Source organism: Mycobacterium sp. H4Y (assembly GCF_000364405.1).
GTDB classification, from domain to species: Bacteria; Actinomycetota; Actinomycetes; order Mycobacteriales; family Mycobacteriaceae; genus Mycobacterium; species Mycobacterium intracellulare.
This window is the reverse complement of sequence record NZ_AKIG01000001.1, coordinates 1,989,809-2,010,140: the sequence shown is the minus strand read 5'-3', so window position 1 is coordinate 2,010,140 and position 20,332 is coordinate 1,989,809. Positions and strand designations below refer to the sequence as shown.

Below are 20,332 nucleotides of genomic sequence, written 5' to 3'. Positions count from 1 at the left end.
AAAACCCCTACCCAGGCGGTCCCATCACTGGCAATCAGGTGGTCCCATGCTCATGGCAAAACCGGCGTCGAGCTGGTCCCTTACTCCTGGCAGCCGACAGTCACCCATCAAGGAGGTTTGGAGGCATGTTGTCTCGTGCAAATTTCGTCGCCAGAGCTACCTTGGTGGCTGGGGCAGCGGTCGTTGGCATCGGGTTCGAACCGCTAGCCCATTCTGACGACGCTGACTTTATACAGTTCCTTACGGAACATGGCCTCGGCTGCGGCGAAGGCTCAATAAAGTGCAAAAGTGCTGACGATCTGATCCAACTTGGCCACTCCGTGTGTTACGACATCGATGTCAACGGTCAAACCCCCGGTGCAAGCCGCAGAAAAGGCTGTAGAGATCGGCGAAGGCTGGATCAACAGGGAGCAGGCCGCAGATTTGGTCGCCGCGTCCGTCGTTAATTACTGCCCATGGGATAAAGTCCAAAACTCAAGCGGTACAGGTGATGTCGATACTTAGCGGTCGTCGCGAATTTTGACCTTATGTGCGTCCGCATCGTTGCGCTCATTGCTGCAACTATTGCAGTGCTCGTAACCGCGTCCACTGTACTGGCGCCGTCGGCGAGCGCCTGTCCGTCCGGCTATTACAAAGCTGCCTCTGGTCAATGCGTTCATCGCCCCATAAGCGCACCGGCGCCACCACCGGGTGCCACTGCTCAATGCGCTGACGGCTGCTACTCGTTTAGTGAAAACCCGGATGAGGACGACACCTGCCATGGACGCGGCGGCGTTCAACGAGCGTTGTAGCCGCAGGATTAGCTGCGGGCATTGCGCTATCGCCAGATTTCAGTGCTGACCGCCCGTTCCCCGGCACTGGTGTGACAACAAGCCTCCTCGCCGCATACGTGCCGTGGAAGTCGAACACCGGGTTTTCCCAAGACTTCTAATCTCTGGTGCTGGCATGCGTCGAAGTGGAGAAAGGGACTCGGTGACACGCGGCGCTCTGAGCGCGGTGAGGTTGGAAGGCTGAGCCACACGTCAATCCGCTTCGTCGTCGTCGTCGCCGTCGCGCAGTAGTTTCTCCGGATGGTGGAAGGTGTTGGTGCGGGGTTGGCCGCGCTCGAGGTGGGGTGGTGGTTTCCATTCGGTCTCGCCGCGGGTGTTCTTGCGGGTGGCCCAGCTGCCGGGGTTGAGCATGCGGTGATGCGGGCCGCAGGCGAAGGTGAGCTGGTTGATGTCGGTGCTGTGACACTTGCTGTAGTCGGTGGTGTGGTGGACTTCGCAGTAGTAGCCCGAGACGGTGCAGCCTGGTGCGGTGCAGCCGCGGTCCTTGGCGTACAAGACGATTCGCTGCCCCGGGGAAGCCAGACGTTTGGTGTGGTAGAGCGCCAGGGCCTTGCCTTTATCGAAGATGGCCAGGTAGTGATGCGCGTGGCGGGCCAGGCGGATCACATCGCTCATGGGCAGGATGGTGCCGCCGCCGGTCAGGGCGCGCCCGGCGGCGGCCTCCAGCTCTTGCAGGGTGGTGGTGACGATGATGGAGGCCGGTAACCCGTTGTGCTGACCCAAGTCGCCGGAGGCCAGCATCGCGCGCAGCGCCGCCAGCAGGGCGTCGTGGTTGCGCTGAGCCTTGGAGCGGGTGTCACGGTCGATGGCCTCTTGGCTGGGGGTGCCGTCGACACAGGGGGTGTCGTCGAGGGGGTTGCACATGCCCGGGGCGCCGAGTTTGGCTTCCACGGCTTCGAAGGTGGCGCGTAGTTCGGGGGTGATCAGGCCCCGCAACTCTGACATGCCGTCGGGTTGTTGGTTGCCCAGCGTCACGCCGCGGCTACGGGCGCGGTCCTCATCGGTGAAGATGCCATCGGGGTTAAGCGCATCGGTGAGCCCGCGGGCCAATTCTTTGAGGTGTTCGGGGCCGAACTGGGTGCCGAATCCGGCCAGTTGGGCTTCGGCGAACTCACGGGCCGCAGCGCTCACCCAGCCGGGTAGTTGGTGGTAGAACTTGCGGATCACGGCCACCTGACCCGCGCCCAGGTCTCCGGCGCGCTGGGCGGCCGCGGTGGCGGGCAGGACCGGTGGCAGGGGTTCACCGGTCAGTCCGTGGCGGGGTCCCAGGTCGCGGGCTTCCTTGATGCGCCGAGACGCTTCGTGACGGCTGATCAGGGTGCGTTCGGTCAGCGCGTGGGCCAGCCCGCCGCCGAGTTCCTGCAAGGGGGCTTGGCGGGCCAGGGAATTGAGCAGCGGATACTCGATGACCGGAATGCGGCGGCGCAGCCTCTCACAGCGCTCCAACACCGCCAGCTGCTGCTGCACGGTCAACGCGTCAAGCACCAACGCACACGCGCGGTCCACCTCAGCATCGAGCGCGTCGAACACCGCGTCGACATCGGGCAGACCAGTGGAACTCACACCGCCAAACTATCGAGGCCCACCGACAAGAAACCCCCGGATTGTGACCACTGAAACCACAGTGACACAAGGGATTTCGCTATACGTTTCCGATATCCGTAATCGCGCCCGCGGGGCCGGGAAGGGCCGCCGCCTCGCCTAAGCCCAAGCAGGACTGCCGGTCAGCACATCGACGCCGTCCTCGGTGATGTGGACGGTGTCGCGGCGGAACACCGCGCCGACGCCCTGCCGCCACACGTAGCCGGTGATCGCCAACACCATGCCCGCCTCGAGTTGGTCGTGTTCCCCCGCGGCCAGCAGCGCTTCGGATACGACGGGCGGGTCGAAACCCAACCCCAGCCCGTGCGCGACCGGCATCGGCGGTATCGGCTCACCGACCGCCTCATAGGCGGCCAGCAGATCTCTGGTGGGCGCGCCGGGGCGACAGGCGGCAAGCATCTTGTCGTATAACGCGTTCGAGCGGGCGAAGAGCTCACGCGCCTCGCCGCTGACGACATCGCCGGCCAGCCACGTGCGTCCCACCTCCGCGACGTAGCCGTCCGCGAGCGCACCGGCCGCGAACGCGACGAGATCGCCCGACCGGATCTCGTGCGCAGATGCGCGGCGCCACGGCTGTTCCCGCGACGTCACCCACGCGGCGTCCTGGGTGGCCGGCGTGCTCACCCCGCCGGCGGCCATCGCCTCCATCATCACCCCCGCCAGGGTCCGCTGCGACGCGCCCGGCGCCAATTCGGCCAGGGCAGAGGCGAGCCCGCATTCGGCGACACGAAGGGCCGCCCCCATCGCGGCGATTTCGTCGGGCGTCTTGATGCGCCGCGCCGCGCGCATCGCCGGCTCGGCGTCGACCAGTTCGGCGTTGGGGAACGCCTCGGGCAGCAGCGCCGCGAAAGTCGGTGTGATCGCGTCGGTTCCGACCCGCCTCGCCGACTCCGCGCCGTCGACCTTCTTCAGCACGTCAATGAGCGTCATCGGATTCCATGCCAGCCCGTAGAGGTGATCGTGGCCGATCTCCTCCGGAACCCCCTCATCGTCCGTGCTGTTGAGGTAGATGTCCTGAGTGGCACGCACCAGCACACACATCGGACCGAACGGCCGTGTCCCGGCGATCCACAGCTGCGGCGCGCCCGTGACGTAACGAATGTTGGCCTGCCGCCCGAGCACCAGGATGTCCAGACCGTGCTCGTCCATCTGGGCCAGCGCCCGTTCCCGCCGCCCGGACCGGAGCGCCCGGGGGTCGGGCAGAACTTCAGTCGCCATAGGGGGTGTAGGGGTAGTCGGTGATCGGCACGTAGCCGTCCTCGGTGATCACCACGATCTCCTCACTGCGATAGCCTCCCGTGCCGTCCTTCCACATGACCGGTTCCAGGACCAGCACCATGCCGGGCGGAAAGACGAAGTTGTCGTCGAATTCCTCGCCGAGATCCGTTCCGATCATCGGCGCCTCGGCGGGGTAGGTGCCGATGCCGTGGCCGAGATAGAAATGCGGCAGCCATGGCTTGCGGCCACCGTTGGCCGCGATCGCCGCGCGCGCCAAATCACCCGACGTCGCACCGGCTTTGGTCACCGCCAGCACGGCGTCCAGGACGGTACGCCACTGCCGGAACTGGTCCTGCTGCCGCGGCGTCGGCCGTTCGCCGACCACCCAGGTTCGGCCGAAGTCGGAGCAGTATCCGTGGTAGGTGATGCTGATGTCGGTCCACAACACGTCGCCGGCCGCCAGTTCACGAGCGGTGGGGAGCAGCGGCAGCGCGAGATCCCCGTGCGTCGTCCACACGCCGGCCTCCCGGGACTTCGGCATCACCTGCCAGATCGCCTCCAGCATGTTGGTGGTCGCGCCCAGCTCGAATGCGCGGCGGACGAAGGTGGCCGACAGATCGATCTGGCGCACCCCCGGCACCAGCGCCCGCTGCACATCGACGATGGCTTGTTCGGTGATGCGGGCCGCCCTGCGCAGACAGGACAATTCGTCGCGGGTCTTCACCAACTGCGCGGCGCCGACCACGATGGCCGCGTCCGTCGGCGGGCCGGCCGGGAAAAGCTTGGGCGCCGCCCGCCGCATCGCCCCGGTGAGTTCGTCGACGGCGATGCGGGCTCCCGGTGGGACGATCCCGGTCAGCCGCCGCGCGAAATCGTCGACGCCGTGGTCGAATTCGAGGTAGGCGGGGCCGTGCAGGTGGTCGTCGGGCACCGGCGCTTCGGCGGACGCTCCGCTGCGGAAGGGCATGAAGAGGTGCGGGTGCACGTCGTCGGCGAGCACGACCGCGACGGGGCGCTCCACGTGTGACAGCCCCGCATCCAGCAGCGGCCAGCTCGCCCCCGTGGCGTAGCCGACGTAGCCGTTCAGCAGCAGGATCAGCGCGTCGACGCCGTGCTCGGCCATCGCCGCGCGCAGCCGCGCGCCGGTCTCCGCGCGCATGCGCTCCCAATCCGGCTCGTCAGGGATGTCGAGCACCGAGCCGACGGCGCTCGCCGAGTTCGTCATGCGGAGATCCCCAGGAATTTCTTGATGTTCCCGCCGACAACGCGCACGGCATCCTCGGGACCGACGGCGTCGACCACGGCGGCCAGCGATCTCTCCGAATAGCCGAAAGTGCTTTCGTTGTGCGGGTAGTCCGACGACCACATCACCTTGTCGATGCCGATCTCGTCGATCTGCCGCAGCCCCAGCGGATCGACCATGAACGAGGCGCACATGTGCGTGTTCCAGTAATCGCGGACGTCACGCTTGGGCTGGTCGGCCAGCATGTGCCGATACGAGGCCAGCACGTGCTCGGCGTCCTGCAGCGCCGTCGGCACCCAGGCGATCCCACCCTCGAACCAGCCGACCCGCAGCCCCGGATGCCGGTCGAGGATGCCGCCGAAGATGTACTTGGAGAACATCTCTCGGAACGAGTCGATGTTGACCATCATGGCCACCGCCACGCTGTTGACCTCGCTGGGGAACTTGGGCTGACTCTCGCCGATGTGGTGCGTGACGGGCAGGTCGGCCTCTTGGATCTCGTCCCACACCGCGCTCATCTCGGCACTGGAGTAATCGATGGGCCGGCCGTCGCGGTCGTTGCCCGGGCTGATCGGCATCAGAAACGTGGTGAGCCCCAGCGACTTCAGCTCGGTGAGCGTGCGGCGGGCGCCGGCTGGATCCCACCAGTTGATCAAACCGACACCGTAACAATGCCCGTTCGAGCGTTCCTGGACCTCGGCGATGTGCTCGTTGTAGACGCGGAAGATCCGCTCGCGGATGGCGTGGTCGGGATGGTGGAACAGCGCGAGCACCGCATTTGGGAACGCCAGCTCCTTGTCGACGCCGTCTTCGGCGAGCTCACGAATCCGGGCCTCGACGTTGTTGGTCGCCGCCCCGGCGAGGTCGTCGTACTGCATGAGCACCGCGCTGAAGTCGCCGACCACCATCGACTGTCCGGGCGGGCCGAGCAGATACGCGCCGTCCTCATACCAAATCCGCGGGGCCTGGTCCTTGAGCTCGTCGGGGAAGCGCTCGTAAAAGATGTCGTCGGCCACCGAGATGTGATTGTCGGCGGAGAAGACCTCGGTGCCGGCCGGCAGGCCGGTGCTGAACTCCGCGGCGTGGCCGCGACGGTCCTTGGGCGCACCGATCACGCCCTCGGGGTAGAGGGTTGGGGCTGGGCTGGACATCATCGTCCCTTCCTCGGGAATCATTGATCATTGTGCGCCTGGGTCGGGGTACGTGACGCCACTGAGCTCTTCGGAAAGCTGCCACAGCTGTCGCATGTCGGATTCGCTGCGCGCCAACCGGGGAACTCGAGCGAAAGTGACCCCACCCCTGACCGTTTCGTAGAAACCACGCGGCCCGTAGTATTTGGCGCCCTGCGCATCCGGGGATACCGCGGCGTAGAGGGCCGGCTTGATGCCTTCGTCGACGTCGAGCCACATGAACGGCATCACGCGCCAGGTCAGCTGCGTCAAACGCGCCTGCAACGTCGGCTTGGCGCGGCCGTACGAGGCGCCGCTGAGCAGGTTGGTCTTGGTCAGTCCCGGGTGCGCGGCGTTGGACATCAACCCCCAACCGCCCCGGCGGCTGCGCCGATCCAATTCGACGGCGAACATCAGTTGCGCCAACTTGGCGACCCCGTACGAATGCATGGGTTTATAACGCTGTTGCGCATTGACGTCGCCGAAGTCGAGCTTGCCCTGGGTCGCGGCGAGGCTGCTGACCGTGACCACCCGCGCGGATTCCGCCGCCCTCAGCAACGAGAGCAGCCGACCGGTCAACGCAAAGTGACCCAGATGATTTGTCCCGAACTGCAATTCGAAACCGTCGCGGGTCTGCTGCCGCTGCGGCGGCGTCATGACGCCGGCGTTGTTGATCAGGATGTCGATCGGGCGGCCCTCGGCGGTGAGCTGTTCACCCAGCGCCGCCACGCTTTCCAGCGACGACAGGTCGAGTTGCCCGATGGTGAGCTTGGCCTGCGGTGCGTCCCGGCGGATGTCGGCGATCGCCCGTTCGCCCTTGACCCGGTCGCGGACGGCCATCACCACGTCGGCACCCGCGGCGGCCAGGCGCTTCGCCAGGCCGAAGCCCAAACCGCTGTTGGCCCCGGTCACGACGGCGAACCTGCCGCGCAGATCGGGAACACTCAGCGCGAGATCGGGTTTCACCATGTCACGGGCAGCTCGTAGAGGCCGTAGGCCAGCGCGTCGTGCTTGAACGGAAGCTCATCCAGCGGGACGGCGAGCCGCAGCGTGGGGACGCGGCGCAGCAGCGTGGGCAGGACGATCTGCAATTCCATGCGGGCCAGCTGCTGGCCCACGCACTGGTGACGACCGTAGCCGAACCCGACGTGCGGCCCGTCTTCGCGCAGCAGATCGAGGCGGTCCGGGTTGGGGAACTGCCGCTCATCCCAATTCGCCGGGGCGACGTCGAGGATGATGCCATCGCCGGCGCGGATCGTCTCGCCGCCGATCTCGATGTCCTCGACGGCGATTCGCCGCTGTCCGGTCTGGATGATGCTCAGGTAGCGCATCAGCTCCTCGACCGCGGTGGCGATGACCTTCGGGTCATCGGTGTCGCACAGCAGCGCTCGCTGATCGGGGTGCTCGAGCAACGCGGCGATGCTCAGGCTGATCATGTTCGCGGTGGTCTCATGGCCCGCGATCAACACACCGGTGGCCAATTGCGCGGCCTCGCGCACGCTGATCTCGTCGGCGTTGACCCGCTCGGCGAGGTCGGACACCAAATCCTCTGAGGGGCTTTGCATTTTCGTCCGAACCAGGTTGGCCAGATACTTGGCCAGCGAGGCGGCGCCCTGGGCCGTGTCCTCCTCGGTCGCGTAGCGGCCCATGCCGCGCTGGGCCTGGGTCTGGAAGAACTCCGCGTCCTCGTACGGCACGCCCAGCAGTTCACTGATGACCAGCGAGGGCACCGGCAGCGAAAGGGTGCTGACGACGTCGCCCGGCTTCGGCCCGGCCAGCAGGGCGTCGATGTGGTCGTCGGTGATCTTCTGCACCGCCGGCCGCAGCGCTTCAACCCGCTTGAAGGTGAACGGTTTCGACAGCATCCGGCGAAACCGGGTGTGCTCCTCGGCGTCGGAGGTGAACACCGAACGCGGGCGCTTGTGCACCGTGGCCAGCATGCCCTCGTTCCAGTGCGGATAACCGGGCAGGCGGTCGTCGACACTGGTGCGGGAGTCGGTGAACAGCGCGCGGATCGCGTCGTAGCCGTGGATGAGCCACGGCGTGCTGCCGTCCCAGATCCGCACCCTGCTCAGCTGCTTGCCGGCGTTGAGCTCCAATACCTTCGGAGGCGGGGCGAACGGGCACCCGGGCGCCCGCGTCATCGGAAACTCCGGGATATCGGTGGCGGTGGATCCTTCGGTCATCGTGCTCCTCGGTGTTCGGCCTACGCGGTTGTCGGTGATGTCGGGCCGCCGGCCGCGGCCACGTGGACGGGCGCGCGCCACAGGCCGACGATCGCGTCGATCAGCCCCTCGGCGGCGACCGGCCAGGCTGAACGGGATCGCGGCCCGTGCTCGGCCAGCGCGCCTTCGTGCTCGGCGCAGGTGTGCATCAGCAGGTTGCGCACCATCACCATTCGTTCGGCGCGCACGCGCTTGGGTAGCTCGGGGAGACAGCGGTCGATCCCGTCGAGCGTCTGCACCAGTAACGGCGATGCCAGGGCGTCCTTGGTGACCACGTGGCGGTACGTGGGATCGGCCATCGCCTGGGCGGCGAACCGCGCATACCAGGTCGGAGTCCCCAGCGCGGACAGGTGATCGGTCAGCGGGCGCACCAATGCGCCCACCCAGTCCCGCAGCTCGGGGGAGTCGCCGACCGCGGCCAGCATGTGCGCGCGCAGCTCCTCGATCGGCTCGCGGTGCTTGGCTTCGATCGCGCGCAGCAGGTCGACCCGGGTCCCGAAGTGGTAGCACGCCGCGGCGTTGTTGCCCTGCCCGGCCGCCTCGCTGATCTGCCGGTTCGACACGGCATACATTCCGCGTTCGGCGAACAACACCTCGGCGGCCGACAAGAGCGCCTCTCGGGTGCCCGTCGACCTTTCGGAACGAGCGATCCGCTCGGCGGTCATCGCCTCAGTGAACACCGGCCGCCTTGTTAAATCAAGCAATTTATTTAGTTGCGGGACCGTGGAATCGGGCGCAGCGACCCGAAACCCGGGGTGGTCGGGGATAGTTCACCGAGCTGATGCCCGGGCGCGGCGCGCCGGAATACAGTCACCGCACCGCAGGACGGGTCGGGCCCGTGGCGCGACGGTGCAGTATGTCCCCTTTCGCGGGGGGCTCTTGCTGGTCGGATCGAACTGGGGGCGCGACCGTCACCCGTCGTGGTCGGCGAATCTCAAAGCGGCACAACGCGTCACCGTGCGCGGCCGTGGCCGACGGTTCGTGGCGAGGGTGCAGCTGCTCAACGGCGGAGCGCGACGAGGCGTGGGGCGCGGTGCTGGACCATTGGCCGAACTATCGGGTGGCACAAGGTCTTGCCGGCCGGCGCCAATTCCGGGTGTTTCTTCTGGCACCGCTTACCTGAGCTGGCCGCGAGGGCCTAGTTAATCGCCGACATTTTTAGCCGGCGTCGGTCACGAGGGCCGGCGAGAGAGGGCATCGGACGGTCCGCCGAATGCCAATTCGATGCGCCGCCGCCGTTGAATTTCGCCGCATCAAAACCGTTAGCCGATTCCGAAAGCGGGCCTCGGTGTGCGGTCGCCTCGCGCCGGATCCCGCGCGGCCGCTTATGGCGTAAAAGCCCTGCTAGCAACGCACCGCGCGGGCACGGCAACGCCGGCTCTTGACGAAATTGGTCACGGGATGTCTAATCCGGACGAGAAATCGGGAGGCTGACCGGTGGTCGCAATCGACACGCGAACCGTGGATCGGACGGGGCTTCACCGCATATGGAAAACGATTCTTATCGGCATCGCGTGCATTGTGTTTGCGGCGTGCTACTTCAGGCCCGTACTGCTCATCGGCGTCGCCCTGATTCTTCTGTCGCTTGTGTGCGCGCGCCTGGTCTATAAGGGCCGGGATCGGTATATCCCCAATTTGTATGCGCGGGACATCGAAGTTTATGACGATGCCTATCGCTCGTTCATCGGTCGCACGCTCGCCGAACTGCGTCAGTGCAAGATCGGGGGCCACACGCTGTTGTGGGAGGCCTCGCGCCTGGCGCCACCAAGCACCGATCACCCCGACGAACTGCTACTCGACCTGGGCGTCTGGGCCGGCTGGTCGACGCGGCTCATCTCTGACGCCTCCGGCCGCACGGTGTACGGATTCGACACCTTCTCGGGCCTCGTCGAGGACTGGCCGATCGACGACCACACCGTCATCAAGCGCGGTGCCTTCTCCCTGGCGGACCCGGTGGCCAGACGTTTCCTCCGGGACACCGGAGTCAGCTTGCATGACGGGGTGCCCGACGCCCTCGGCCGCAAGGTGGAGTTCATCAGGGGAAGCACCTACGAGACGCTGGCCCCGTTTCTGGCCGAGCGACCGGGCGCTGCCATCCGGCTTTTTCACATGGATCTGGATACGTATGAGAGTTGCCTGCACGCGCTGGAAACCTGCAAGGACCGCTTCGTCGAGGGATCGATCCTTGTCTTTGACGAATACCTGGTCACCAACGGCGAAATGCTGGCGTTTTACGAATTCCAGAGCAAGTACGAGTTGCAATGGCACTACCGCGCTTGGGGCCTCGAAGCGTGGGAGATGAACCTCGAGATGGTGACCGCGCGCCCGAAACGCGCTGTCTACTACCTCATCACGATGGCCCTGCATTGGACGATCGGCGGCGGCAGCTACGCGTGGACGATCTTCCGCAAAAGGTTTTGGCGATTTTGGCTGGGCGCGCCGATCGCCGACATGCTTTTCATGCTGGGCGCGGCCGGGCAACGCAAGTCGGTCAGCCTGGAAATCACCGGGCTGGGCAAACTCGATCGACGCCGCCCCGCAGACCACAACGAGCTCGTCTAGCCGCCCCAGACCGCGCTGGGAGCCGGCGTCGCCCACGCGGTAAATCTGCAGGGTCGACGCGATGCCGGTCGCGAGCACCACGATCGCGACGACGACGAGGAGTACCACGCGGCGCCGATCGGATCGGCGTTCCACCATTCGGAGCCCGACGAGCAGTACGGCGACCACCAGCAGCGCGGCCGAGAAGTAGGTCATGACGCCGCCCCGCGCGGCGTGTTCGCGCAGGATCGGGCTGGGGTTGGCCTGGCGGTCGTAGAGCCACGCTCCAGCGTCGATGGTGATGGGCGTCAACACCAGCGTGACCGCCGCGAGGATCAGCGTGAGCCACATCAGTTGCCCGCGCCGGGCGGCCGGCCACAATCCGCACACGATCTCCAGCGCGGCGGTCAGCGGAACGAGCACCAACACGAAATGCAGCAACAGGGCGTGAGCCGGCATCCCGTTGATGACGTTCATGGCGTCCTCTCGGCCGCGGTCCGCTCGGGTCTGCGCGGCGCCTAGCCGCCGAGGCCCTTCTTGATGGCCGCGTCTTGCTTCTGGCCGACATCGCTGACGAAATCTGGCGGGGCCAGCGTGTCGGTCGGACCGTCGAACTGCAGCGTGGCAAGCGCCCGCCCCTCGGTGAAGAGCAGGATCACCACACCCTTACTGCGGTCGGGTGCGTTTCCCATCAGCATCGTTCCGCCGGTCCCGACGTTCGACGGTTGCGTGGTCGGATCTTTGACGACGCCTCCCTGCTGGCCCTTGGCCGCGTTCAACGCGTTGGTCGCCGCCTCGGGATCGTCGTAGACGGCGATGGTGACCTTGATGGCATGGCTGCCGTCGTCGTCCTTGAAGGTCGTTTCGACGCCCGGCTTCCCGTTGGGATTGCTGGTCGGGGGAGCGGCGGTGAAGGGAACCGGCGCGCTGATGTCGCTGGCCTGGATGAGCAGCCTGGCGTAATCGTTGGGCTGTGCGGGTCCTGCCGACGACGACGGCGGCGCCGAGCTGGCGCCGCTGGGGGCCGAGGTTGCCGAGGTGGGGGATCCGGTCTTCGACGTCGACGGTTGCGACTTGTTGTCGCCGCAGCCGGCCACCGACACCGCCAGCGCCGTCGTCGCCGCGACACCCGCGATCAGCGCTCGTGAAATCCTCATCGCATCGAGCTCCCTTCCAGGTCTTCCCGGCGACAACGTCGGGCCCGTCCTTCGAATCGCACAGTACATTGCCCCGCGGCGGGGGACGCCGCGGAGCAATGTCCTGGGTGTCGGACGGGCTACTCGAGTTGGTCGCGCAGGCAGCGCAGCGTGTTTGCCAGGATGCGCGAGACCTGCATCTGCGACACCCCGATCCGCTCCGCGATCTGGCTTTGCGTCATCGATTCGAAGAACCGCATGCGCAAAACGTCGCGTTCGCGTGGCGGCAGGGTGGCAACGAGGGCCCGCAGCGCCTCGCGGTTGGTGATGTGCTCGATCTGCGGATCGATGTCGCCCACCGAGTCGGCCACCGAGCGCGGCGATCCGGAACTATCGGCGCCCAGCGGTGCGTCGAGGGAATCGAGCCGGTACGCATCGCCGGCGACGAGGCATTCGACGATCTCCTCCCGCGGAACCTCGAGCATCTGCGATAGTTCGCCCGCGTTGGGTGCGCGACCGAGCTGCTGGGCGAGATCGGCGGTCGCCCTGCTGATCTGCACGTGCAGTTCGCGCAACCGCCGCGGGACACGCATCCCCCAGCTGTAGTCGCGGAAATAACGCCGGACCTCGCCCATCATGGTGGGGACGGCGAAACCGATGAAGCTGGGGCCCTTCGCGGGGTCGAACCGGTTGACGGCGTTCATCAAGCCCAGGCGCGCCACCTGGATCAAGTCCTCGAGACCCTCGCCCCGGCGGGCGAAGTGGCTGGCCACGTGGTCGGCCAGCGGCAGGCAGCGGGCGACGATGTATTCGCGCTGACGGGCGTACTCGTGCGACTCGGCCGGCATCCGATGCAGCGCCACGAACATGTCGACTACGTCGTCGTATGAATCGTCGGATTGTCTGGCGGGCGCCGGAGCGGGACGGGTTGGGGCAATCGTGTTGGTCATCGTGCGGTGCACCTTGTGTTCACTCGATGGGTCGTGTAAACACCTGCGCGAGAACAAGTTTGCATTGCTGACTCACTTTCCTGAGTCTATGCAGAAAGACATCGCGGGAACCCGCACAGTCGCCTCCACTGCATCCTGATCCGCGGGACTTGTCGTTTACCCACCGCACACGCGCTACCAACGGGAAATGACTCTCGGGTGTGTGATCGCCGGAGTCAGTACCAAGCTCAGTAGCCGTGAGGCTGACTGGCCGCTTTGAGCTAAACGGCGACATGTCCAGAAGCGGACTTCATTGGAGACTATACGCCCCCGCGCATCGCACGGCGATCCGTTCCGGTGGGGCTTCCCGCAATCACTTAACTGTTTCCTCGTGCACCAGTCAACGGTTAGCAATCTGCCCATCCGGAGGCGGCCGGACGGGACCTGACGGACCCCCATCGCGCCGAGCTGCGGTGTTGCGAACTTTCCCCGTCCGACGATCCAGGGCCCGGCATTCGTCAGCAAATGGAATCGGCGGCCAATCCGATGCCCTTCGCCGCCAACTGCGCTCCGCCTTGGGTCGGTTGCGGGGAGTGCTCGAAGCGCCGCCGCTCAGCCGTGTTTGGAGAGCGTCGGGCCGGGGCGCCCACAAGATGATCGGGGTCGATGCTCGCTTCGGTATCGTTCGCCTAATGTTCATCATCCAATCGAGCGGCACGCCTCCCACCGATAACGAGAGCCTTTCGCGCGCAATGCTTTACGCCGAGCGCGGGACGACTGGCTCCCGGAGCCGTCGGTGAGTGGATCCGGCGCGCACGCCCTGCTGGAAGGGCGCGCGGTGGCGGTGTCCGGTGGCAGTCGCGGCATCGGACGTGCGGTCGCCGAACTGCTGGGCGGCCTGGGCGCCGGTGTCGTGGTCAACGGGCGTGACCGGCACGCGGTGGAGGAGACGGTCGCCGCGATCAGCGCGGCGGGCGGGCGGGCCACCGCGGTGGTGGGCGCCGCGAACGACGAACGGGTGGCCCAAACGCTCGTCGACGAATGCGTCAGCGCGTTCGGGCGGCTGGACACGCTGATCAATTGCGCCGGAATCGCCGAGCCGCCGGGTTCCTCCATCCTGAACATCTCGGCGGCCGAGTTCGAGCGGCTGATCGGCGCGCACCTGGGCACGGCGTTTCACACGTGCCGGGCCGCCGCCCCGGTCATGGCCGCGCAGGGGCACGGCGCCATCATCAACACCAGTTCGGTGGCCTTCCTGGGCGACTACGGCGGGACCGGCTACCCCGCGGGTAAAGGCGCCGTCAACTCCCTGACGATGGCCATCGCCGCCGAACTGAAGCCCCACGGCGTGCGGGCCAACGTGGTGTGTCCCGGCGCCCGCACACGGCTGTCCACGGGGCTCGAATACGAAAGACATATCGAAGATCTGCACCGCCGCGGGCTGCTCGACGAGATGACCATGCGGGCCTCGCTCGACAGCGCCCCGCCCGAGTTCGTCGCCCCGCTCTACGCCTACCTCGCCAGCGACTTGGCGCGTGAGGTGACGGGCCAGATCCTCGTCGCCGCAGGCGGTTTCGTTGGCAGCTTCGACCGCCAGACGCCGCGCGTACTCGGTTATCGCGACCACCATGAGTCCGGACCGTGGTCGGTGGCAGAGGTGCACACGATGGTCGGCGCCGCGACGAAGCCGCGATGAGCGGCGGTATCCAGCGACGAAAAGCCGCCGCCCGCCGCTTAAGCCGGCCGGCCGCGGCGTTTGCGGACAGACATATCGATGGAAACGTATGGTCACCGCCCGCCAACGCCCGGAGGGCCCGCTACGCGGCGGACTTCGACGGTCCCGGTCAGGACGCCTTCGACGAGCGCCGGCGCGTTCGCGGCGGCTCGGCGGTGCCCAGCGCATCCATCGTGCGGACCAGCTGCGGGTAGGCGATTGCCGGCCCGATCCAGCGGGTGAGATAGCGCCGCAGGTCGGCGCCGCTGCGGGCCGGCCTGCCCGGGTCGGCGAGAAAGGAATGCAGGACCCGCAGCGAGAACTCGTTCAGCTCGTCCAGGCCCGCCTCGTCGAAACCGTAATGCTCCCAATCGATGTCGTAGCGATGCAGCATCGACCGACCGAATGCCAACGCGGTATCGGAGATGATCGAGACCTTCTGCCCACCGCGATGGCGCTGGTTGAGGACGAATTCGACCTGATTGTCCGAGGCCAGCTCCTCGATGGCGAAAGCCATTCCCTCGGTAATGGCCACGACCGGGTCGGTGACGCCGTCGAGGTGGGCCGCCATGCGATCGAGGAAGCCGTCGGCCGAACGCATCGCGGACGCCACCAACAGCGCCTGGGTTCCGGGGAAGTATCGGTAGACGGTCTGGCGGGTGACGCCCAGCGCCCGGGCGACATCGGCGATCCGCAGCGCTGAACCGCGTTCGTCGATGATCTTGTCGGCGGCGTCGAGGATGCGCTCGATCGCCTCCGCGTCGGAAGCCGGTGTATTTCCTGCCCAACCGTGGCTGCGCATGGTTACCGAACGGCAAACCGGTTGGCGGTGATCCCCACAGCTGGATCATAGCGTCCGCCGCCGCACTGTCGTTGCTGGCTAAACGGCGCGTGGCGCGCCGAGAACGAGGCCAGACACTATGCCCGGTATGTATGATCACTGCGGATCCAGCAGGCAGGGCGCCTGGCAGAGGGAGGCCGACCGATGCAGTACGACACCGTGATCACCAACGGGCGCTGGTTCGACGGGACGGGCGGACCCTCGGCGGTGCGGGACATCGGTGTGCGTGACGGCCGCGTCGTTGCCATCGCCAAGGGGCTCGACACGGCCGGCGCCGACGTCATCGACGCGACGGGCCAGTGGGTGATCCCTGGCATCATCGACATCCACACTCACTATGACGTCGAAATCATTTGTGCGCCAGAGCTTTCCGAATCGCTGCGGCACGGCGTGACGACCGTGATGCTGGGATCGTGTTCGCTGTCCACCGTTTACCTGGACAGCGTCGATGCCGGTGACATCTTCGGCCGGGTCGAAGCGATTCCCCGGCGCTATGTCATCGAGCACCTCGACGCGGCGCGCTCGTGGACCAATCCCACCGAATACGTGGCCGAACTCGAACGCCTCAACCTCGGTCCGAACCTCGCGGCCTTCATCGGGCACTCCGATCTGCGCGCCGCGACGATGGGCCTGGATCGGGCGACGCGCAAGGACGTGCGGCCGTCCGCCGCGGAACTCGCCCGCATGGAATCGATGCTGAACGACGCGCTCGATGAGGGTTTCGTCGGGATGTCTTCGCAGCAACTGCTGTTCGACAAGCTCGACGGCGAGGTCTGCAGATCGCGCACGCTGCCGTCGACGTACGCGTCCCCGCGCGAGCTGCGCCGCCTGAACGCGATCCTGCGGCGGCGCGACAAGATCTTGCAGTCCGGCCCCGACATCAGAAACCCGCTGTCGGTGGTCTCGCAGCTGCTGACGTCGCTCGGGATCCGCCGGCCCCGCCTGAAGACCAGCCTGTTGTCGGCGGCCGACATCAAGGCCATCCCGTTCGTCATTCACGTCATGGACCGCCTCGCCCGCGTCGTCAACGCCCTCGGCGGCGACTTCCGCTGGCAGCATCTGCCGGTGCCGTTCGAGGTCTACGCCGACGGGATTTCGTTGGTGGTGTTCGAGGAGTTCGGCTCCGGCGCCGCGGCGCTGCACCTGCAGACCGAGATCGAACGCAATCAGCTCATGCGTGATGAGGAGTATCGGCGCAGGTTCCGCAAGGACTACGACAGCAAATACGGGCCTCGGGTCTGGCACCGCGACTTCTTCGATGCCGAAATCGTGGCCTGCCCAGACGAGTCCGTGATCGGCAAATCATTCGGGCAGGTCGGCGTGGAGCGTGGCGGCGTGCACCCGGTCGACGCCTTTCTCGACTTGGTCGTCGAACACGGCGAAAAGCTGCGCTGGCGCACCACGATCTCCAACCACCGACCCGAGGTCCTCAAGAAGATGGCCCAGAGCCCGACCATCCAGATGGGGTTCTCCGACGCGGGCGCGCATCTGCGCAACATGGCGTTCTACAACTCCGGACTGCGGCTGCTGCGGCACGCGCGCGACGCCGAAAACTCCGGCAGGCCGTTCATCTCGATGGAGCGCGCCGTGCACCGGCTGACCGGCGAGCTCGGGGAGTGGTACGGCATCGACGCCGGGACGCTGCGCGAGGGTGACCGCGCCGACATCGTCGTCATCGACCCCGACAAGCTCGACGAGTCCCTCGACCGCTACGCCGAGCATCCGGTCGAGTCCTACGGCGGGCTGTCGCGGATGGTCAACCGCAACGACGAGACGGTCACGGCCGTGCTGGTGTCCGGGAAGCTTGCGTTCGCCGCCGGCAAGGCCGCGCCGGCGCTGGGCAAGGAACGATTCGGTCAGTTCCTGCGGGCGGGGAGCCCCTCCCGAAAGCTCGCCGCCACCGGGTAGGTAGGCGGCGCGCCCAGCGAATACGGCTGCGCCGCAGGGGGCTTCACGCCACCGAGGCGCCCAGGATGAGGTTGACGGCCTCGTCGAGTTGGCCGGCGATCTCGGCGAAACTGATGAACCGGGCCGTCATCAGCGCACCGGAGAAGGTCATCTGCAGCGTGGACTTCACCGCACGCGGCCAACCCGGCCCCAACGCGGCGCCGATGCGCCTGGACACCTCCTCGCCGATCTGTTCGCGCAGCGGCGTGACCGCCGGATCGTCGGCCATCAGGGCCGCGCCGCACGCGGCGGTCAGCTCCGGCTCGTCGGCGACCACCACCGCCATGTCCCGCAGGGTGGCGCTGACCCGGGTCTTGGTCGACTCGTTGACGTCGGTGTGCAGCGGCAGGTCGCGCAGGAAGCGCAGGTACACCGCCGCGACCAGCGCGCTTTTCGACGGGAAGTAGGTGTAGGCGCTGGCCGGGGACACCCCGGCACGAGTCGCCACGGCCCGCATCGTCAGGTTCGCGTACGACGTTTCCCGCAGCTCCTCCAGCCCGGCATCGAGGACTTTGCGAATCGTCTGGCCCGGCCGGCGATCCGACCTGCGGGCCGCCCCGGCGGCGGTTTTAGCGGCAATGGCCTGGAACGACGCCTCGTTGGACACCCGTCCAGTCTAGGAAGGCGCCGCGCCACCAACAACTTCCGTTCACCGCGGTCGTCTTCACCGCGCGATGCTGCTAGCAGACAACTGTCCAGAAGACGCCGGGTCCTAGAGTGTCGCGTATGGGCGAATCGGACCGGCATCGCTGGGACGAACGGTACGCCGCGAAGGCGCCGCCGTCGCTGGATTCGGTTGCACCGCCCGGTGTTTTCGCGGGCCATGCGCGGGAGTTTCCCACCGCCGGCACGGCGCTCGACCTGGCCTGCGGGCAGGGAACCGGCTCGGTCTGGTTGGCGTTGCGGGGCCTGCACGTGCTGGGGCTGGACATCTCCGCGGTGGCGGTCGCCCACGCGCGGGAGTTGGCCCGGCGTGCCGCGGTGGCCGACCGCTGTCGCTTCGACGTCGTCGATCTCGACGACGGTCTGCCGGGGGGCGCGCCCGCCGATGTCATCCTTTGCTGCAAGTTCCGCGACCGCCGTCTCGACCATGCGATCATCGAACGCCTGGCGCCCGGCGGGCTGCTGGCGATCGCCGCGCTCAGCGAGGTGGGGGCGTCCGCGGGGCCGTTTCGCGCGGCGCCCGGCGAGCTCACCGCCGCGTTCGCCGAACTGACCCCGATCGCCGCCGGCGAGGGAGCGGGCCAGGCCTGGCTGCTGGCGCGCCGCTGACCCGTTCCGGACCGCGACTATCTGGTGCTTCCTTGTGGGCGGCTCGAACGGCGACGATCCAGCCGACGCGTCGCGGTGGCGCCGTGGTGCGATGTCGCCGCTTCGGCAGGGGAACTGGTCTTGGGTGACCGGGTGTTGGTCCGTCGACGCCGGTTACCGCCGGTGTTCTGCCGATGCTGGCGCGCGGGAACATTGGCGGGCACCGGGGCCTGATAGGGCGCAACCTCACCCACGAGCGCCTGCACCGCCTCCGAGTTCGCGGTCACCTGCTGGGGAGTGACTTTGATGCCGGCCTTGCGCAGCAACTCCCGGGTGTCTTGGCGCTGCTCGGGCAGCACCACCGTGACGACGTCACCGGCGCTCCCGGCCCGCGCGGTGCGCCCGGACCGGTGCAGGTAGGACTTGTGCTCGCTCGGCGGATCGATGTGCACGACAAGCTCGACCTCGTCGACGTGCACGCCACGCGCGGCGATATCGGTCGCCACCAGCACCCGGGCGCTGCCCGCGGCGAACCTCGCCAGGTTGCGCTCCCGAGCCGGCTGAGACAGGTTGCCGTGCAAGTCGACTGAGGGAATGCCCGATTCGGTGAGCTGCTTGGCGAGCTTTCGCGCTTGGTGCTTGGTGCGCATGAACAGGATCCGGCGTCCGGCGCCGGAGGCTAGCCGGTGTACCAGTTCCTTTTTGGCCTGCGCACTGGCGACGTGGAACACGTGATGCGTCATCTCGGATACCGGGGAGTTGGCCTCGTCGACGGAGTGCGAGACCGCGTCGCGGAGGAACCGCGTGACGAGCTTGTCGACGCCGTTGTCCAAGGTCGCCGAAAACAACAGGCGCTGGCCACCATTCGGCGTCGCGGCCAGGATCCGGGTGACGCCGGGCAGAAAACCGAGATCGGCCATGTGATCCGCCTCGTCGATCACGGTGATCTCGATCGCGTCGAGGCTGATCAGACGCTGCTTCATCAGGTCCTCGAGCCGGCCGGGGCAGGCGACGACGATGTCGACGCCGGATTTGAGCGCGGCCACCTGGCGGGTCTGCGAGACGCCGCCGAAGATCGTGGTGACCCTCAGGCCACACGCAGCCGCCAACGGCTCGAGCGTCGCGGTGATCTGCGTCGCGAGCTCGCGGGTGGGTGCGAGCACCAACCCCGAGGGCCGTGCGGGGCGCCGGTTTCCGTGGGAGAGGCGGCTGACGAGGGGAATCGAGAATGCGAGGGTCTTTCCGCTGCCGGTTTTCCCGCGGCCGAGGACATCTCGGCCGGCGAGTGTGTCGGGCAGGGTTTCCACCTGAATCGGGAATGGGTGTGTTATGCCGCGCGCTGCGAGCGCACTGACGATGTGTTTGCCCACGCCGAGATCGGCGAAAGTCTTGTCGGTAGTCACTTTTCGGTGCCTTTCAGGCATCGGTGGTGCCGCGCCGGAGACAAGGAGGTCACGCGGGCATCGGCACGAAGGTGGCGAGATTGCCGGGTGGCAAAATCGATCGCCGCGAGACCAGCTAGTGCGCGATGCACGGTCATCGAGGTGTCAAGCGCGATCTTCTTCGCTGGCACCAGTGGGATGAGGAAGCGTTCCACGACGGTGTTGGCATGCAGTGTTGTGAAGCCAACGTTGCCGCCAGCGTAGCGCATCGCCGACCGAAGCCTCTCATCAGCAGCGAAAAACT

At 67.0% G+C, this 20,332-nt stretch carries 17 protein-coding genes and 2 pseudogenes; 5 read left to right on the top strand and 14 right to left on the bottom strand.

What is annotated here, in order from left to right; all coding sequences use genetic code 11:
* Window positions 1-1,022 precede the first annotated feature (1,022 nt).
* The 7 genes from W7U_RS09020 to W7U_RS08990 all read right to left on the bottom strand — a co-directional run bounded on the left by W7U_RS09020 (window position 1,023) and on the right by W7U_RS08990 (window position 8,967).
* The gene (locus tag W7U_RS09020) at window positions 1,023-2,393 is read right to left on the bottom strand and encodes an HNH endonuclease signature motif containing protein (protein WP_008257130.1); all 1,371 of its coding nucleotides are present in this window, start codon (window positions 2,391-2,393) and stop codon (window positions 1,023-1,025) included.
* Window positions 2,394-2,531: 138 nt separating this feature from the next.
* Complete coding sequence (locus W7U_RS09015; RefSeq protein ID WP_008257128.1) at window positions 2,532-3,650, bottom strand: M24 family metallopeptidase; 1,119 nt, start codon at window positions 3,648-3,650, stop codon at window positions 2,532-2,534.
* Window positions 3,640-4,875 carry a Xaa-Pro peptidase family protein gene (locus W7U_RS09010; RefSeq protein WP_008257126.1) on the bottom strand — a complete coding sequence of 412 codons (1,236 nt, stop codon included), beginning with the start codon at window positions 4,873-4,875 and terminating at the stop codon, window positions 3,640-3,642. Before W7U_RS09010 ends, W7U_RS09015 begins: the two co-directional genes overlap by 11 nt.
* Window positions 4,872-6,044, bottom strand: a complete 1,173-nt coding sequence (locus W7U_RS09005; RefSeq protein WP_008257125.1) for an amidohydrolase family protein — start codon at window positions 6,042-6,044, stop codon at window positions 4,872-4,874. Before W7U_RS09005 ends, W7U_RS09010 begins: the two co-directional genes overlap by 4 nt.
* A 27-nt stretch (window positions 6,045-6,071) precedes the next feature.
* A complete protein-coding gene (locus tag W7U_RS09000; RefSeq protein WP_008257124.1) occupies window positions 6,072-7,031 on the bottom strand; it encodes an SDR family oxidoreductase in 960 nt (319 codons plus the stop codon).
* A complete protein-coding gene (locus W7U_RS08995; protein WP_008257123.1) occupies window positions 7,025-8,248 on the bottom strand; it encodes a cytochrome P450 in 1,224 nt (407 codons plus the stop codon). Before W7U_RS08995 ends, W7U_RS09000 begins: the two co-directional genes overlap by 7 nt.
* A gap of 20 nt (window positions 8,249-8,268) precedes the next feature.
* The gene (locus tag W7U_RS08990; RefSeq protein ID WP_008257122.1) at window positions 8,269-8,967 is read right to left on the bottom strand and encodes a TetR family transcriptional regulator; all 699 of its coding nucleotides are present in this window, start codon (window positions 8,965-8,967) and stop codon (window positions 8,269-8,271) included.
* Between the two features lie 139 nt (window positions 8,968-9,106).
* On the opposite strand from W7U_RS08990, the pseudogene W7U_RS25435 reads away from it, so the two are divergent.
* Window positions 9,107-9,410 (top strand): annotated as a pseudogene (locus W7U_RS25435) (nitroreductase family deazaflavin-dependent oxidoreductase); the annotation flags it as partial.
* Window positions 9,411-9,724: 314 nt separating this feature from the next.
* Complete coding sequence (locus tag W7U_RS08985) at window positions 9,725-10,849, top strand: class I SAM-dependent methyltransferase (protein WP_008257120.1); 1,125 nt, start codon at window positions 9,725-9,727, stop codon at window positions 10,847-10,849.
* On the opposite strand, the pseudogene W7U_RS25430 reads toward W7U_RS08985, so the two are convergent.
* The 3 genes and pseudogenes from W7U_RS25430 to W7U_RS08975 form a co-directional block, all read right to left on the bottom strand.
* Window positions 10,846-11,305, bottom strand: a pseudogene (locus W7U_RS25430) (DUF2231 domain-containing protein). The gene W7U_RS08985 and the pseudogene W7U_RS25430 sit on opposite strands and share 4 nt — an antisense overlap.
* A 41-nt stretch (window positions 11,306-11,346) precedes the next feature.
* Window positions 11,347-11,985 carry a hypothetical protein gene (locus tag W7U_RS08980; protein ID WP_008257119.1) on the bottom strand — a complete coding sequence of 213 codons (639 nt, stop codon included), beginning with the start codon at window positions 11,983-11,985 and terminating at the stop codon, window positions 11,347-11,349.
* Between the two features lie 119 nt (window positions 11,986-12,104).
* Window positions 12,105-12,914: a SigB/SigF/SigG family RNA polymerase sigma factor gene (locus W7U_RS08975; protein WP_036428911.1), complete on the bottom strand. Its 810-nt coding sequence runs from the start codon at window positions 12,912-12,914 to the stop codon at window positions 12,105-12,107.
* Window positions 12,915-13,689: 775 nt separating this feature from the next.
* On the opposite strand from W7U_RS08975, the gene W7U_RS08970 reads away from it, so the two are divergent.
* On the top strand, window positions 13,690-14,589 hold the full coding sequence (locus W7U_RS08970; RefSeq protein ID WP_008257117.1) for an SDR family NAD(P)-dependent oxidoreductase: 900 nt from the start codon (window positions 13,690-13,692) through the stop codon (window positions 14,587-14,589).
* 148 nt (window positions 14,590-14,737) lie between these two features.
* Here the strand turns inward: W7U_RS08970 and W7U_RS08965 are convergent, their stop codons facing one another.
* On the bottom strand, window positions 14,738-15,409 hold the full coding sequence (locus W7U_RS08965) for a TetR/AcrR family transcriptional regulator (protein WP_008257116.1): 672 nt from the start codon (window positions 15,407-15,409) through the stop codon (window positions 14,738-14,740).
* Between the two features lie 183 nt (window positions 15,410-15,592).
* Here W7U_RS08965 and W7U_RS08960 point away from each other — a divergent pair, with 183 nt between their 5' ends.
* A complete protein-coding gene (locus tag W7U_RS08960) occupies window positions 15,593-17,356 on the top strand; it encodes an amidohydrolase family protein (protein WP_008257115.1) in 1,764 nt (587 codons plus the stop codon).
* 43 nt (window positions 17,357-17,399) lie between these two features.
* On the opposite strand, the gene W7U_RS08955 is transcribed toward W7U_RS08960, so the two are convergent.
* Window positions 17,400-18,002: a TetR/AcrR family transcriptional regulator gene (locus tag W7U_RS08955; protein ID WP_008257114.1), complete on the bottom strand. Its 603-nt coding sequence runs from the start codon at window positions 18,000-18,002 to the stop codon at window positions 17,400-17,402.
* 119 nt (window positions 18,003-18,121) lie between these two features.
* Between W7U_RS08955 and W7U_RS08950 the strand changes: the two genes are divergently transcribed.
* Complete coding sequence (locus tag W7U_RS08950) at window positions 18,122-18,667, top strand: class I SAM-dependent methyltransferase (RefSeq protein WP_008257113.1); 546 nt, start codon at window positions 18,122-18,124, stop codon at window positions 18,665-18,667.
* 17 nt (window positions 18,668-18,684) lie between these two features.
* Here the strand turns inward: W7U_RS08950 and W7U_RS08945 are convergent, their stop codons facing one another.
* Together W7U_RS08945 and W7U_RS08940 are read right to left on the bottom strand one after the other, a co-directional pair.
* Complete coding sequence (locus W7U_RS08945; protein ID WP_008257112.1) at window positions 18,685-20,049, bottom strand: DEAD/DEAH box helicase; 1,365 nt, start codon at window positions 20,047-20,049, stop codon at window positions 18,685-18,687.
* A complete protein-coding gene (locus W7U_RS08940; RefSeq protein ID WP_008257110.1) occupies window positions 20,046-20,297 on the bottom strand; it encodes a hypothetical protein in 252 nt (83 codons plus the stop codon). Before W7U_RS08940 ends, W7U_RS08945 begins: the two co-directional genes overlap by 4 nt.
* Window positions 20,298-20,332: the final 35 nt, after the last annotated feature.